Source organism: Brooklawnia cerclae, assembly GCF_011758645.1.
Taxonomy (GTDB): Bacteria; Actinomycetota; Actinomycetes; order Propionibacteriales; family Propionibacteriaceae; genus Brooklawnia; species Brooklawnia cerclae.
This window is the reverse complement of the sequence record NZ_JAAMOZ010000001.1, coordinates 420,816-434,512: the sequence shown is the minus strand read 5'-3', so window position 1 is coordinate 434,512 and position 13,697 is coordinate 420,816. Positions and strand designations below refer to the sequence as shown.

The following is a 13,697-nucleotide window of genomic DNA, read 5'->3' as shown; positions in this document are numbered from 1 at the left end:
GTCTTTTCACGGTGGTCCCGCGCGCGGCGAACGCCGGATACGCGTGACCACGGGTGCCCCGATCGCGGCCGCCATCGCCACGCCACCGACGGCGGGCACGGCTGCGACCAGAGCACCAATGGAGGGGTCGTCAGGGGTGGGCGCACCAGTAACGGCACCGCTGGGGGCGCCGCTCGCGGCCGGGTTGCCGGCACCGCTGCCGGGTTGCGACGCGTCCGACTGAGCGGGAACCGTCACCGGAGCCGTCGCGACCGGGACGGACGAGGAGGATCTCTGGCCCGTCCCCGGGGCGGTCGTGGTCGGCTGGGTCCCGTTGCCGGACGGCGGCGAGACCACCGTGGGCCACCCACCCGAGCGGATCGCCTCGGCCGCGGCCAGCGCCTGTGTGCGCCATTCGTCAGGGATCGGCGCGTAACCAGCCGGAAGCTCACCGTCGTCGGTGCCCTCCTGCTGACCGTCGGTGGCCGCGTAGGTGATGAAGGACGCGTAGTCGGCCCGCGTATTGACATCGGTCATCGCCGGATTGGCCGCCGCATAGATCGGAACGGCCAGCGGATAGGCGCCCTTGGCTGCGGCCGCCGGGGCGGAATCCTGGTCGAAGCCGACCACCTGCTGCTGCTCGGAGTCGGCGGTCATCGCCGCGGCCGCCGCCTGCAGACTCACTGTGGTGGGCGCAACGTACTCTCCGGCGGGATTGAGCAACGAAGCCTGCACCACCTGGTAGCGCTCGGCCGCCGAGGAATCCGTCAGGCCGATCACCTGCTGGTAACCCGGCAGGTCACGATCGGACTTCCCGTACTTCGGCGGAACGGATTGCGGGTCCCACTTACCCAACCCCTGGCCGTCCCCGCGCAGCACCAGATACGCGGCGTTCGTCAGGCTCGACGTGTAGGGACGCCATGTCACCAGATTGACGACGTCGGCGTAGTTGTTGTTGGCATAGCCGGAGAACTCCGTCGGGTCGGCCTTGGGAAAGTCGTCCCGGGGCAGCGTCAGCCCGGTGCCCGTCGGATTGATTTGTGGGTTGGTCGAGTAATAGGGATTGACGATCGTCCCCCAGGGATCGGGAACCCCGTTCAGGAAGTCCACGGCGTCCGGGTTGGACAGGATGTACTCCCACACCACTTGGGCGGAGTCAGAGCGACCGAGCGTCACAAGGATGTCGGAGACTCCGACGCCGTTGAGCGCGAGGTTGGTCCACTCCGGGTTGAGCTCGAGGAACTCAGGATCGTAGACGATGGTGTTCGGGTTGCTGCTCAAATGCGATTTGTCAGAGTTGGAGGGCAACGCGGCGATGTAGGACGCGGTCAGAAGCTTGGCCAGCAATCGAGGGTTCAGCCTCATCGACTCGAGGGCTCTGCCCTCCCTCGCCCGTTGTTCCTCGGAGATCTCGTTGGCCCCGTAGTAGCGGTCGACCGCGAAGGCCACCGAGATCCCGGTGAGCGCTATCGGGGCATAGGCCAGGTTGTCCGTCACGTCGTCGACGGCCAACGCCCGGGTGGTGAGTGCAAGGGGGGCGGGGCTGGTCCCGTTGGCGGCCAGGGCCGCGTCCGACTCGGGGCCGGTGAGCAACGAATAGACGGCGCCGTTCTCACCGCTGCACAGCGTCGGCTGCCACTGCCCGACTGCCTCGCCCAGCAGTTCGCTGCCCGAGATGAGGCGCTCGGAGGCACCGATCACGCAGCTCAGGCCGACCGGCTTGAAGTCGAGTTTGATCGCGACGTGGTGCTGCCAGGTCTCCCAGAACAGCCCGGATCTCCGGTTGGTGAGGTTCGGATCGAGCGGATCGCTCGTCCCGCGTGGAATCACGACCAGCCAGCAGGACGTGCCGCTGACGGTGCCGTCGGCCCCGGTCACCGGTGTGCCGCAGCCGAGACCCGGCGACTGTTCGACGGTCTGCAACTCGAAGCTGACCGACCCCGACCCGTCGGCACCCGAGCCCGCCCAGGGCACCTCGTTGGTGGTGTATTTCGTGTAGAACTCGTTGGTCGACAGGTTGCCGTAACGCTCGTCACCCGACGACAACGGCTTGCCGTCCAGGATGTTGGCGACGGTTTTGTCGGTGGCCGAGCGGAACGGGATCGCGGTTCGCGACGCGTCCGTCCAGGTCTGGCTTCGGTAGGTGTACGCCTCGTCCTGCTCGGGGATGTTCGCGAGTTCCGTCGCCGACCGGATGGTGTTGCGCTGCGCTCCGGTGGAGTTGATCCCGCCGTACACACAGGTGGTGCGGTCGGGCCGGGTGCCGTTGCTCCCCGGCTCGTCGCCCCAGCACTGGACGATCTGCAGGAAGTTCGTCCCACCGTTGGTGTCGCTCGTCTGCCGTGTCGACTTCTCCCCGCCCGTCCAGCTCACGGTGATGCCCTGATCCTGCAGGTCCTCGGTCTGGGAGACGGTCACCTCCAGGTCGGGGAAGGGCGCGTCGACGGCATCCGCATCGTAGTCGGCCGCCTTGACGGTGACCGCCGACGACACCGGGCCGTCCGTCGGCTCCTCTGCCTGAGCGGAGCCGATGCCCTGCGCGCCGATGATCAGGATCCCGATGACCAGCAGCAACGCCCCGGTGCTACCTTGCCGCAGTTGCATGTCCCCGCCCTCCCTGAAGGCGCTGGAACACCAGCGGAGGTACCACGACCGCACCTATGAGCAGCATCGCCGAGGCCACCAGCAACCACTGCCGCATCGTTCCCCCGGTGTCCGGCAACGTGAACGGACTGGAGACCGCAGTCCTGCTCGAGCCACCCGTGGACGAGGAGTCCCCGCCGGCGACCAGGTTCCCGTACTCGTCGTAGACCGGGTCCGACGCCGTGTCGGCAGCGTTGTCCGTCCCGCCGCCCGTGCCTCCACCGGTGCCGCCGGTGCCGCCCGACCCGGAACCACCGTCGCCGCCACCGCTACCACCCGCATTGGCGTCACCGCCGGAACCCGACCCCGTCACGTCAGTGCTGTCGGTGGCCCCGCCGGTGCCCGTGGTGCACTGGTTCGGCCCCTGCTTGTCGCAGTCGGCCGGATACGGCGCGGTCTCGGCAAGCTGGTTCTTGTCGGGCGAATCCCCCGCCGCGAAGGTGGGGTTGTTGCAGCTGTTGAAGTCGATGCCGGTGTCTCCGGCGCCCGGGATCCGTTTGATCTGCTCCGACCCGGCCATCACGAGGTTCATCGGCAGCGGCGAATAGCCCAGGGTGTCCGCGGACTTCTGCCCCTCGCACAACACGTACCGCGTGAATGCACCCAGCGTGTTGCCCTTGGCGGTGTTGAAGATGCTTCCCACGGCCACCTCGGTGGGCACGATCATGTACGAGTAGCTCGACAGCGGGTAGGTGCGCGAGTCGGTGTTGTTGTAGACACCGTCGAGGATCTGTGTCAGGTAGTCCGGCGACGACGGATCCTGATTGATCTGTGCCTTCAGCAGCGCCACGGCCACCGACGAAGCCGTCGGCTCCACGTAGTAGCCCGCGTTGTTCAGCACCTTCACCACCGGGAAACCGGCCTTCTTCGCGTACGAGTACTCGACATAGGTGATCGCGCCTTCGCCGTAGTCCTGCTTGACATAGCCCGAGACGCCGTCGGAGCCCTTCTGCGCCTTGGCGTTGCCGATGAGCGGGAACTGCGAGGTCATTCCGCTCGTCCACAGTTGCGGATACTGCTTCGACATCCACAGCGTGAACTGGGCGCTCGTACCCGAGCCGTCCGAGCGGATCACCGGCACGATCGTCCTGTCCGGCATCGCCAGCCCGGGATTGTCGGCCTGGATCGCCGGATCGTTCCAGTTGGTGATGGCCCCGGCGAAGATCTTCGTGATCGTCTCGCCCGACAGCCGCAGGTTCGTCACCCGCTTGCCGTTGATCTTCAGGTTGTACATGAAACTGGTGCCGCCGGCGACGATCGGCATGTAGGCGTAGCCCGAGCGGGGCACCTCGGGAGCCGAACCGTCCTCGGGCTGGGCCTGGAACGGGATCTCCGAGATCGCGAAGTCGACGGTGCCGTCGATGAAGTCGCGGCGACCCGACGTCGACCCCATACCCGAGTAATTGACCGTCATCGCGTAGTTGTTCGCCACATTGCTGCGCCACTGGTCGAGCGCGTTCTGCGACCAGGTCGACCCCGACCCGGTGATCGGGTCGTACGTCACAGCCGCGGCGGGAATGGTCGTCCAGGTCAGTTCGACCAGTACGAGAACACCGACCACCAGCAGCCGCAGGGGCCTCGGCAGGCGGGTCTTTCGTCCCCACCGGCTCTTCCCCGATCGAGCGATCCTCATCGTTTCTCCTCAGCCCGGACCGGTGGTCTCTCCAATGCCGACATGATGCGCAGCATGTCCATCCGGGACAGCTCGGTCGCGCGGCGCCGCTGCCGGTTCGACATCTCACCTGGCCCTCGCCCGCCGAGGGCGCGAGCCACGACGAACAAGATGAGCACCAGCACCAGCAGCACCGCGGCGGTGCCGAAGCCGCGCGCGATCATGGTGGGTTCCGGGGAGCGGACGAAGTCGAACACCTGCAGCGGAAGCGAGATCATCGGGCCCGAGAACGGATTGGTGTTCATGGTCGCCGTGACCCCCGAGGTCAGCAGCACAGGGGACGTCTCGCCGATGCCGCGCGCCGTGCCCAGGATCACCGCGGTCACCAGGCCCGAGCGTGCCGTGGGCAGCACCACGTGCCACACCGTGCGCCACCGTGGGGCACCCATCGCGTAGGCGGCCTCACGCAGGTTCCCCGGCACCAGGCGCAGCACCACGTCGGCGGAGCGGATGACGATCGGCAGCATCATCACCGTGATCGCCACCGACGCGGCGAACCCCGACCGCTCGTGCGTGACCCCCTGGATCACGGCCGCATAGACGAACAGGCCCGCCACGATCGAGGGCAGCGCCGTCATCGCGTCCGACACCGTGCGGACGAACCGGGCGAACCTGCCGCCGACCTCGTTCAGGTAGACGGCTGTGCCCACCCCCAGCGGGATGGTGATGGCCAGCGCGATCGAGATCTGTATCAGCGTCCCGACGAGGGCGTGGACGACGCCGCCCACCGACAGGGCGTCCAACGGCCCGGCGAACTCCATGGTCTGGACGAAGAAGTTCGGGTGCACGAGGGCCTGGGCGCCGCGGGCCAGCGTGTACACGACGACGAACACGAGTGTGCCGAACACCAGAATCCCGCTGCTGCCGAACAGCACGTTCGTCAACCGGTCGACGACCTCTTCCCGGCCGGCAGCCAGCGAGACGAGCAGCGCGTAGAGCCCCAGGAACAGCAGGAAGGCCACCACCACCCACCCGACCACGCCGGACAGCGGGGCGAACCAGCCGAACAGCAGCGCCGCGAGCGCGGCCGCGGCGACCATCGCGCCGACCAGGTCGAACCGCTGCTCCAGCGGCGCGGCGCGCACCTCGCGCCGGGGGCCGTCCGGCTGATCGGTCGTCACCGGTATCGTCGTGCGCCGGGCCTGCTCGGCGGGTGCCTGGCGCTGCAGAAGGTCAGTCATCGCTCTGCGCCCCCGACCTCGACCGGGCCACGATCGACGAGGCCGTGAAGTTGATCGCCAGGGTCAGCAGGAAGAGCACCAGACCGGCCGCCATGAGCGCCGACAACCCGAACTCGCTGGCCTCGCCGTAGCGCAGCGCGATGAGTGCCGACACCGAGTTGGTGCCGGTCTTCAGCACCTGCCAGTTGATCGTGAAGATGGGCGAGATGATCATGTACACGGCGATGGTCTCGCCGAGGGCTCGTCCCAGCCCGAGCATCGTCCCCCCGATGATGCCGCCGCGTCCGAACGGCAGCACCACGGTGCGGATCATGCCCCACCGGGTCGATCCCAGGGCGTAAGCCCCCTCCCGTTCCCCGGCCGGGGCCCGCGAGAATGCCTCACGCATGATCGAGGTCTGGATCGGGATCACCATGAACCCGACGACCAGGCCGGCGATGAACGCGGACGAGGTGTAGGCGCTCGCGTCGGTGAAGCGCTGACCGCTCGCGTCGGTCACGGCGAAGACGGGGATCCACCCGAACCACGTACTGATCCACTGCGACACCGGGATGATCTGGCTCTGCAGGAAGTACACGCCCCACAGCCCGAAGATGATGCTCGGCACCGCTGCCATCAGGTCGACCAGCGAGACCAGGAACGACCGGTAGCGTTCGTCGATCGACTCGGACAGCAGGAGCGCGGTGCCCAGCGACAGGGGGATGCTCACGCCCATCGCGACCACCGCGATCGACACCGTGCCGAACAGCACCGCGGCCACCCCGAACGTCTGTGTCTCGGGCTGCCAGGCCTGCTCGGTGAGGAAGGAGAAACCTGTCGTCCGCAGGGCAGCGCCTGCGCGCAACGCGAGGAACAGGCCGACGGCCAGCATGATGCCCACCGTGATTCCACCGGCCGCGTACGCCACGCCACGAAAGATGGCGTCGCCCGGCGTGGAACGGGCCGCGAAACGGCGCCCGGCAGTCGCCTCTCCCCTGTCCAGCTTTGTCCGCATCGGTGCTCCTTCGAGCCTCTCGGTGCCAAGTCGGCGTCATCACGCCGTTAACAGAACGTTTGCCGTGCGCACACCTCGCGCACAGGCCGCCCAACCTCCGCCTCTCAACGGACACTCCCCCTGCAACCGCCACAAGGTCTAGCAGACCAACCAGGTACGGCCGGCAGACGAAGATGAAACACTGCGTTAACACAAAAGGACAATCCAGAGACCTCTCTCGCGCGCCGGGAGACGCCAGATCTTCGCCCATCTGGTGGCCCGTCCGGCCGAGTTTCGGCGGGCAAGCACATTTCAGGTAGCCTCGTGGAGTGATCGTCAATCCAGGATCATCCCGACTGCATGCGGCAACCGTCCGCATCGATGATCCCGGCCCACTCACGGACTACATCGGCCCCGGCGACGCGGCGTTCCTCCACGGGAACGAGGGCTTCGTGGCCATCGGTCAGGTGGCCCGCTTCGAGACCGATTCGATGTGTGCCGCCGAGGAATGGTGGGCGGAGTTCTCGGGGACGATCGAGAACGAGTCCGAGATGCCCGGACGGTTCGGCACGGGCCCGCTGGCGATCGGCACGTTCTGTTTCGACCCCGACAACACGCGCTCGACCTCGCTGCTCATCGTCCCGAAGACCGTGATCGGACGCCGGGGCGGGCAGGCATGGCTCACCCAGATCGGTTTCGACCGGGTCAGCCCCGAACCCCCTGATCGCTACGAGCCTCCGGCGGCCCCCGGCAAGCTCCAGTTCCTTCCCGGTTCCTTGTCCGAGCAGGACTGGATGGCCAACCTGCGTCAGGTCACCGACCACATCCGGGCCGGTGAGGCCAGCAAGGTCGTCCTCGCACGCGACGTGGTGGCCCAGGCCGACGGCCCGATCGACCCCCGCTCGACGCTGCGATGGCTCGCGTCCGCCTACGGATCGTGCTGGAACTACCTGGTCGACGGCTTCGTGGGCTCCACCCCCGAGATGCTCGTCCGCCGCGAGGAAGGCCTCACCTGCTCGCGTGTGCTGGCCGGCACGATCCCCCGGGTCGAGGGGGTGGACGACGCCCAGCAGGCCGCGCGGCTCATCTCGTCCACCAAGGACCTCGACGAGCACCGGCTGGCCGTGATGTCCGTCCGCCAGTCCCTCGGCGAATACCTCAGCGGCATGCACGTCCCGGAGTCGCCCTACGTGCTGACCCTGCCCAACGTGCTCCACCTCGCCACCGACATCTGCGGCATCTCACAGCCGTGGCTCAGCACGCTCGCGCTGGCCCAGGCCGCCCACCCGTCGGCGGCCGTGTGCGGGGTGTCGACCGACGTGGCACGACAGCTCATCCGCGACCTGGAGCATCTCGACCGCGGACGCTTCGCCGGGCCGGTCGGCTGGGTCGATGCCCAGGGCGACGGCGAATGGGCCATCGCACTGCGCTGCGGCCAGCTGGACCCCGCCGACCCCACGCGCATGCGCCTGTTCGCGGGCGTCGGCGTCGTCGAGCGCTCCGATCCATGGGCGGAACTGGTCGAGACCGAGGCCAAGATGGTTCCGATGAAAGCCGCTCTTCGCGGCCTCGACTAGGTGGTACGCCGCCGGCTGCGTTCGACGACGATCTTCTCGCGAGGCTTGGCCTGCCCGGAGCGCATGGTGGCCAGTTCTTTCTGGGCCTCCTCGTTGCGCTCCATGAGGTCTTGAGTGTTGATGCCACCCGAACGCAGGACGAAGTAACAGACGGCCGCGATCGCGATCGACACCAGCGGCGACCAGCCGACGATCAACGGCAGGCTGATCAGTGCGATGACGTCGAACCCGCGCACCAGGTTGAACGCCAGCCCGGGCGGCAGGGCACCCATGCCGGTGGCGACCATGGGCGAGGAGTAGTCGGCAGACTTCGCGCTCACCCACCGGATGGCGGCCACATAGCCGGCTGCGGCGGTCACGAAGCTCTGTGCGAGACCGACGCCCAACTGCTCGAGCCCGACGGTTTCCTGCCCGATGACCACGAACGCCGGAGCGGCGGCGAACGCCCAGACGATCGCCAGCGCCGCGGGCACCGTCGTGAGCGCCCCGTTGATCTCCGAGGTCGACAACGGGAACGCGCGGGCGAGCCCCTTGGTCCTGTTGAGGACGCGCAGCGAGTCGAAGAACGGAACCATCACGAACATGAGGACGATCGCCGCGATGGCCGGAGTGAAGTTCCCGAGCCCCAGCGACAGCAGCGCGTAGGGCACCAGCGCACTCACCAGCAGGACGAGCACACTGCGGGGGCTGCGGACCAGGCGCTCGACGTCGCGCCAGATGAGCGTCTGGCGACCGGTGCCGCGCCCCCGCGTGGGGTGGACGAACCCCCGCTCGACCCAGCGTCGTTCGACCAGGATGTCGCGCATCAGCCCGAAGTCGAGCGCGAAGGCAGCGCCCTGCATACCGCTGAGCAGATCGCCTCCACTGACCAGCCGGGCGCGACGGGTCTGGCCGAGCCCCATCCGGGCTGCGGCCACGGCTCCGATCAGCCCGACCAGCGCCACGGCGAGCGCGATGATGCCCAGTTCTTCGGTCACGACCGGATCGACCATCACCTGGAGCCAGCCGTAGGAGACCGCGACCATAGCCATCAGGACGATCGTGCACACTGCCGCGGCGATCCCCTGGGCGATGGCCAGGGGAAGCGTCCGCTCGGCGGACTGTGCCCTGGCCGCGAACGCGGTCGCCGCCGCGGCGGCGAGACCGAAGGCAGCCGTCCACACGAGGACCGCCTCGGTGGCCATGCCGATCAGCGAGACGACGAGCCCACCGGCGAGCACGGCGGCCAGGAAGGCGACGACGAGCACGAGCCACAGCCGCCGGTTCAGCAGCTTCGCACGGCGCACGGGCGCATCCAGCAACCAGAATCCCTCGGCCGCCGACGCGATGACCGGCCCGAAGATGCGCGAGACCGTCAGTGCCACGAGCACCGCCCCCGCGTAGAGCAGCCACGGGACCAGCCCGCGCGCCGTCGTACAGCCTGCGGTGGAGCATCCCGCGGTCGACCGCTGCACCGACATGACGCCGCTGGCGAACATCGCGACGATGACGACCAGCGAGAAGATCGTGACGTAGCTGTCGGTGATCATGTCCCACACGCTGCGGGTGGCGCGTCCCTTGCGCCAGTCCTTCATGAGCAGCCTCAACAGGCGCTCGTCCGCCTCGCCCGCCTCGAACTCCTCCACGTCGGCGAACGGACGCTCCGGTTCCCAGACGACCTCGGGGCGCTCGACCGCGATGACCTCAGCCACAGCCCCCTGCTCGGCCGACGGCTGCGGCCTGGCCGCCGAACGCCTGCGGCGCCGCTTGCTGGAACCGCTCACAGCTGGTACTCCGGCTCGATCTGCGACTCGTTGGCGGCACTCGCCTGGCCGAGCCGGACGATCCGGGCGCCGAGCGCGTTGACCAGGGTGGGCTCGTGGCTTGCCATGATGATGGCCAGCCCCTTGCTCATCTCGTGCTTGAGGCGTGCGCCGAGCCAAGCCACGCCCTCGACGTCGAGGCGCTGCTCGGGCTCGTCCATCACCAGTAGTTTCTTGGGCCGGACGAGTGCCGTGGCCAGGGCGAGGCGACGTCGCTGGCCGCTCGACAGCGTCCCGGGCAACTGCCCGGACTGCGCGACCAGTTGCACCTCCTCGAGCACCTCGTCCACCAGTTCGTCGGGCTCGGCCATGCCGTGAGCCCGCGCGAGCAGATCGAGGTGCTCCACCACCGACAGGTCGGGGAAGAAGTCCAGGTCGTCCACAACGGTCGCGACATCGCGACGGAACTGCGGATCGGTCTCGCTGACCTTCTTGCCGAACACCTCGACGAGGCCCTCGCTCGGCTTGTCCGCTCCGATGATGCAACGGAGCACCGTGGATTTGCCGGAGCCGTTGCGCCCGGTGAGCGCGATCGCCTCCCCCTCACCGACAGTGAGATTGAAGTGGTCGACGATGACGTGGTCACCGTACTTCTTCATGAGGTCGGTCACCTTGAGGATCGTCGCGCGTCTGGCCATGATTCCCATTGTGGCCGGTCGGCCAACAGTCGTCGAACCCGCCTCCCGTCGCCGACGAAAGGTGAAGCGGGGCCCGGACATTTCGCCGAGGGGACGGATCTGGGAGGAGAGCCGCCCGGGCGTGCCGGACCCCGCTTCTTCCCGCTACCGTGGGACGTGACCCTGACCGGATGCACGGGAGCATGGCATCGCTGTTCCGGGTCGAGAGCTCGGGGCGTCCGTGGACGACGTCCCGAGCCCGGTGCGGGAGACCAGGGGGAACACGACCGGCACGCAGTGATTACGGGACGCACACATGGCTTTCCCTTCCGGTCGGTCCAGCCGCGACGCCAGAGCCGGGGATCCCGAACCGGGGTGCCCCACACTCGCTTGTCCGCGGCGAGACGGTGAGTTCCTGCGGCCACGTCTCGGTCCGGCTCCCGGCGACAGGCCGGTCACGGTTGCGGGTCAGCCCGGGATTTGCACCCGGTTCTCCACGCGGTCACCAGCAGGTTAACACGGTCGCCGGGCGTGTGCGATCCAACCACCTGCCTTCATCGTGACAGTCCTGTGGCAAGGTAGGGGGGTGCCAACCCGAGCGGACCTCAACAAGTCGCCCACCGACGTCGCCGCCATGTTCGACGACGTCGCCCGGCGCTACGACCTGATGAACGACCTCATGACGGCCGGTCAGGTGCGTCTGTGGCGGCGTGCGGTGACCCGCGCGATCAATCCCGCCCCCGGCGAGCTCATCTGCGACCTCGCAGCGGGTACGGGCACGTCGTCGCGGCCCCTGGCGGACGCGGGCGCCGTTCCCTTTCCGACAGATCTGTCGCTGGGCATGCTGTCCACCGGACGCGCCCGCTACCCCGATCTGTCGTTCGTGGCGGGTGACGGGCTGGCACTGCCCTACCGGGACGCGAGCTTCGACGCCGTCACCATCAGCTACGGCCTGCGCAATGTGCAGGACACACGGGCGGCGCTCGCGGAACTCCTGCGAGTGACCAGGCCCGGCGGCCGCGTCGTGATCGCCGAGTTCAGCACCCCGGTGTGGGGCCCGTTCCGCAAGACCTACGACTGGTATCTGCAGCACGTGCTCCCGGCGTTCGAGAGCGCGTCCACCAACGCCCCCGCCTACGACTACCTCGTCGAGTCGATCCTCGCCTGGCCCGACCAGCCCACGCTCGCGGGCCTGATGCTGGAGGCCGGCTGGCGCCGCGTCCAGTGGAAGAACCTCACGGGCGGCATCGTGGCGATCCACCGCGGATGGGCGCCGTGAGTTGCGACGATGACATCGTCCTCGATGCTTACGCGGCCATCCGCTGCCCGGTGAAGGTCCAGAACCATCACGACTCCACCGTGCGGCTGCCCGAGGGCGCCTCGGCTGTCGGCATGCGGGGAAGCAGCGACCTGCAGCACGAACTCTTCGGGGGACGCGCCTTCGTCGACCGCGTCCTGGCGATGCTCGCGGCGGTTCCCGGAGCGGTCGATCTGCGCCTGCTCGCGGAGGAGGACTGGACCGTCGCCGAGGCCGAGACCCGCGAGGCCGTCCGGACCGGGGCACCGGTGATCATCGGGCCCCGCCTGCCCGTCGACCGCCAGGGGCATCGGCGTGGAAGCCCCGCCGTGCTCGTCAGGGGCCAGGACCGGGACGACGGCAGCCCCGGTTACGTGCCCGTCCAGGTGCGGGCGCGGCGCATGCTCGAACGGCATCATCGGCCGGGTCTGCTGCGGTGCAGCCCCGTGGGACGACCGGTGCCGGGCTCATCCCTCAACGTGGTGGACGCCCGGCTGCGCACGGGACGCGAGGAGGACCAACTGTACGTCGCCCACTTCTGGCGGCTGCTCGAGGCATGCCAGTGGCAGGCCGGCGGCGAACCCCTGGCAGGGCTCGTCGGCACCGACCTTCTCACCCCGACGACCTCGGACTACGAGGAGAACGTCCTTGCCATGTCCGCTCCGCGAGCCGGCCAGGGCACCCTGGCGATCGCATGGGTGCCCCTCACCCGCAAGCAGATCCGCACCTTCTCGCGTACCGCGCCGGACGGCTGGCGTGCCCGTTCGCCGCTGGAGCGTTACGACCACGAGTTCAGCTTCCGCGTCAAGGTGGCCGAGGTCGCCCGCCGACGCACCGGCGCGTCCGACGACCCCCGCCCGATGGTCGCCCCGATCGTCATCCGTGAGTGCGAGTCGTGCCACTGGTGGTCGGTCTGCCAGCCCGCGCTCGGGGACGACGACCTGTCCCTGCGTATCAACAAGTCGCCGCTCGACGTGCGCGAGATCAGCGTGCTGCGCAGCCTGGGCGTTCGCAGCGTCCACGATCTGGTGGACGCCGACCTCGACGCCCTGTTGCCCCGGTACCTGCCCGAGGTCATGCACCGGCCGGGCGCCGAGGAGCGCCTGAAGCTGGCGGCCCGGCGCGCCCACATGATGGCCCAGGGAGTCGAGCTCGAACGTACGTCGTCCGACCCGCTCAACCTGCCCGACGGTGACTTCGAGATCGACCTCGACATCGAGACCTCGTCGAACGACCGCGTCTATCTGTGGGGTTTCCTCGTCCGCGACCGCTCCAACCCGCTCGACGGGGGAACTTACCGTCCCTTCGTCCGCTTCGAGGATCTGGACGACGAGCGGGAGATCGGTCTTGCCAGGCAGGCCATGGAGTGGCTCACCCAGGTGCTGGCCGATCATCCGGACGCCACCGTGTTCCACTACTCCGACTACGAGATCATCCATCTGGCCAAGCTGGCCGGTGCCGGTCACGACGAGGTGCTGCGGCAGGCGCTGACGGCCACCACGCATCGCCACGTCGACCTGTTCACCGTCGTCAGGGAGAACTTCTTCGGCGCCCACGGGCTGAGCCTCAAGGTGGTCGCCAACAAGGTGGCGGGGTTCAGCTGGCGCGACGACAGCCCCGGCGGGCTCAACTCGCAGCGCTGGTTCGTCGATGCGGTGCACGGCGCGGACGAGCACGCCCGCGAGGAGGCACGCCGGCGCGTCCTCGACTACAACGAGGACGACGTCCGCGCCACCGCCGCCCTGCGGGACTGGCTGCGGGAACAGGACTGAGGTCTTCTGCCCGTCCCGTGCGGCCGAGCCGCAAGGTCACCGCTGCCGCCCGTGACCAGCTTCCTTCAAACACGCCCGGCTGGCCTCCACAAGGGTCATCGGATCACCACGACTACGGGAGATGCTGACGGCAGGCCGACGCTGACATAAATTGAAGGAACTCAGTCACGCGCGCTCATCCACA

9 protein-coding genes are annotated in these 13,697 nt (G+C 68.4%); 3 read left to right on the top strand and 6 right to left on the bottom strand.

Annotated elements, in window-relative coordinates:
- Positions 1-6: 6 nt before the first annotated feature.
- The 4 genes from FB473_RS02080 to pstC are packed head-to-tail and all read right to left on the bottom strand — an operon-like array spanning position 7 to position 6,469.
- Positions 7-2,583, bottom strand: a complete 2,577-nt coding sequence (locus FB473_RS02080) for a hypothetical protein (protein ID WP_167164385.1) — start codon at positions 2,581-2,583, stop codon at positions 7-9.
- Positions 2,564-4,255, bottom strand: a complete 1,692-nt coding sequence (pstS, locus tag FB473_RS02075) for a phosphate ABC transporter substrate-binding protein PstS (RefSeq protein WP_167164383.1) — start codon at positions 4,253-4,255, stop codon at positions 2,564-2,566. Before pstS ends, FB473_RS02080 begins: the two co-directional genes overlap by 20 nt.
- The gene (gene pstA, locus FB473_RS02070; protein WP_167164381.1) at positions 4,252-5,475 is read right to left on the bottom strand and encodes a phosphate ABC transporter permease PstA; all 1,224 of its coding nucleotides are present in this window, start codon (positions 5,473-5,475) and stop codon (positions 4,252-4,254) included. Before pstA ends, pstS begins: the two co-directional genes overlap by 4 nt.
- Positions 5,468-6,469, bottom strand: a complete 1,002-nt coding sequence (pstC, locus tag FB473_RS02065; protein ID WP_167164379.1) for a phosphate ABC transporter permease subunit PstC — start codon at positions 6,467-6,469, stop codon at positions 5,468-5,470. Before pstC ends, pstA begins: the two co-directional genes overlap by 8 nt.
- 308 nt (positions 6,470-6,777) lie before the next feature.
- Between pstC and FB473_RS02060 the strand changes: the two genes are divergently transcribed.
- The gene (locus FB473_RS02060; RefSeq protein WP_167164376.1) at positions 6,778-8,025 is read left to right on the top strand and encodes a chorismate-binding protein; all 1,248 of its coding nucleotides are present in this window, start codon (positions 6,778-6,780) and stop codon (positions 8,023-8,025) included.
- Here the strand turns inward: FB473_RS02060 and FB473_RS02055 are convergent.
- Together FB473_RS02055 and FB473_RS02050 are read right to left on the bottom strand one after the other, a co-directional pair.
- The gene (locus FB473_RS02055; RefSeq protein ID WP_167164374.1) at positions 8,022-9,716 is read right to left on the bottom strand and encodes a DUF6297 family protein; all 1,695 of its coding nucleotides are present in this window, start codon (positions 9,714-9,716) and stop codon (positions 8,022-8,024) included. The genes FB473_RS02060 and FB473_RS02055 overlap by 4 nt on opposite strands.
- 68 nt (positions 9,717-9,784) lie before the next feature.
- Positions 9,785-10,474 (bottom strand): ABC transporter ATP-binding protein, encoded by a 690-nt coding sequence (locus FB473_RS02050; protein WP_208390405.1) that lies wholly within the window; start codon positions 10,472-10,474, stop codon positions 9,785-9,787.
- Positions 10,475-11,030: 556 nt separating this feature from the next.
- On the opposite strand from FB473_RS02050, the gene FB473_RS02045 reads away from it, so the two are divergent.
- Positions 11,031-11,723 carry a demethylmenaquinone methyltransferase gene (locus tag FB473_RS02045; protein ID WP_167164370.1) on the top strand — a complete coding sequence of 231 codons (693 nt, stop codon included), beginning with the start codon at positions 11,031-11,033 and terminating at the stop codon, positions 11,721-11,723.
- Positions 11,720-13,513: a TM0106 family RecB-like putative nuclease gene (locus FB473_RS18370; protein ID WP_341770004.1), complete on the top strand. Its 1,794-nt coding sequence runs from the start codon at positions 11,720-11,722 to the stop codon at positions 13,511-13,513. Before FB473_RS02045 ends, FB473_RS18370 begins: the two co-directional genes overlap by 4 nt.
- Positions 13,514-13,697 lie beyond the last annotated feature (184 nt).

Excerpts from the sequence above, each read along its gene's own strand:
- FB473_RS02080 (WP_167164385.1), bottom strand. The coding sequence starts at position 2,583 with ATGCAACTGCGGCAAGGTAGCACCGGGGCGTTGCTGCTGGTCATCGGG.
- pstS (WP_167164383.1), bottom strand. The coding sequence starts at position 4,255 with ATGAGGATCGCTCGATCGGGGAAGAGCCGGTGGGGACGAAAGACCCGC.
- pstA (WP_167164381.1), bottom strand. The coding sequence starts at position 5,475 with ATGACTGACCTTCTGCAGCGCCAGGCACCCGCCGAGCAGGCCCGGCGC.
- pstC (WP_167164379.1), bottom strand. The coding sequence starts at position 6,469 with ATGCGGACAAAGCTGGACAGGGGAGAGGCGACTGCCGGGCGCCGTTTC.
- FB473_RS02050 (WP_208390405.1), bottom strand. The coding sequence starts at position 10,474 with ATGGGAATCATGGCCAGACGCGCGACGATCCTCAAGGTGACCGACCTC.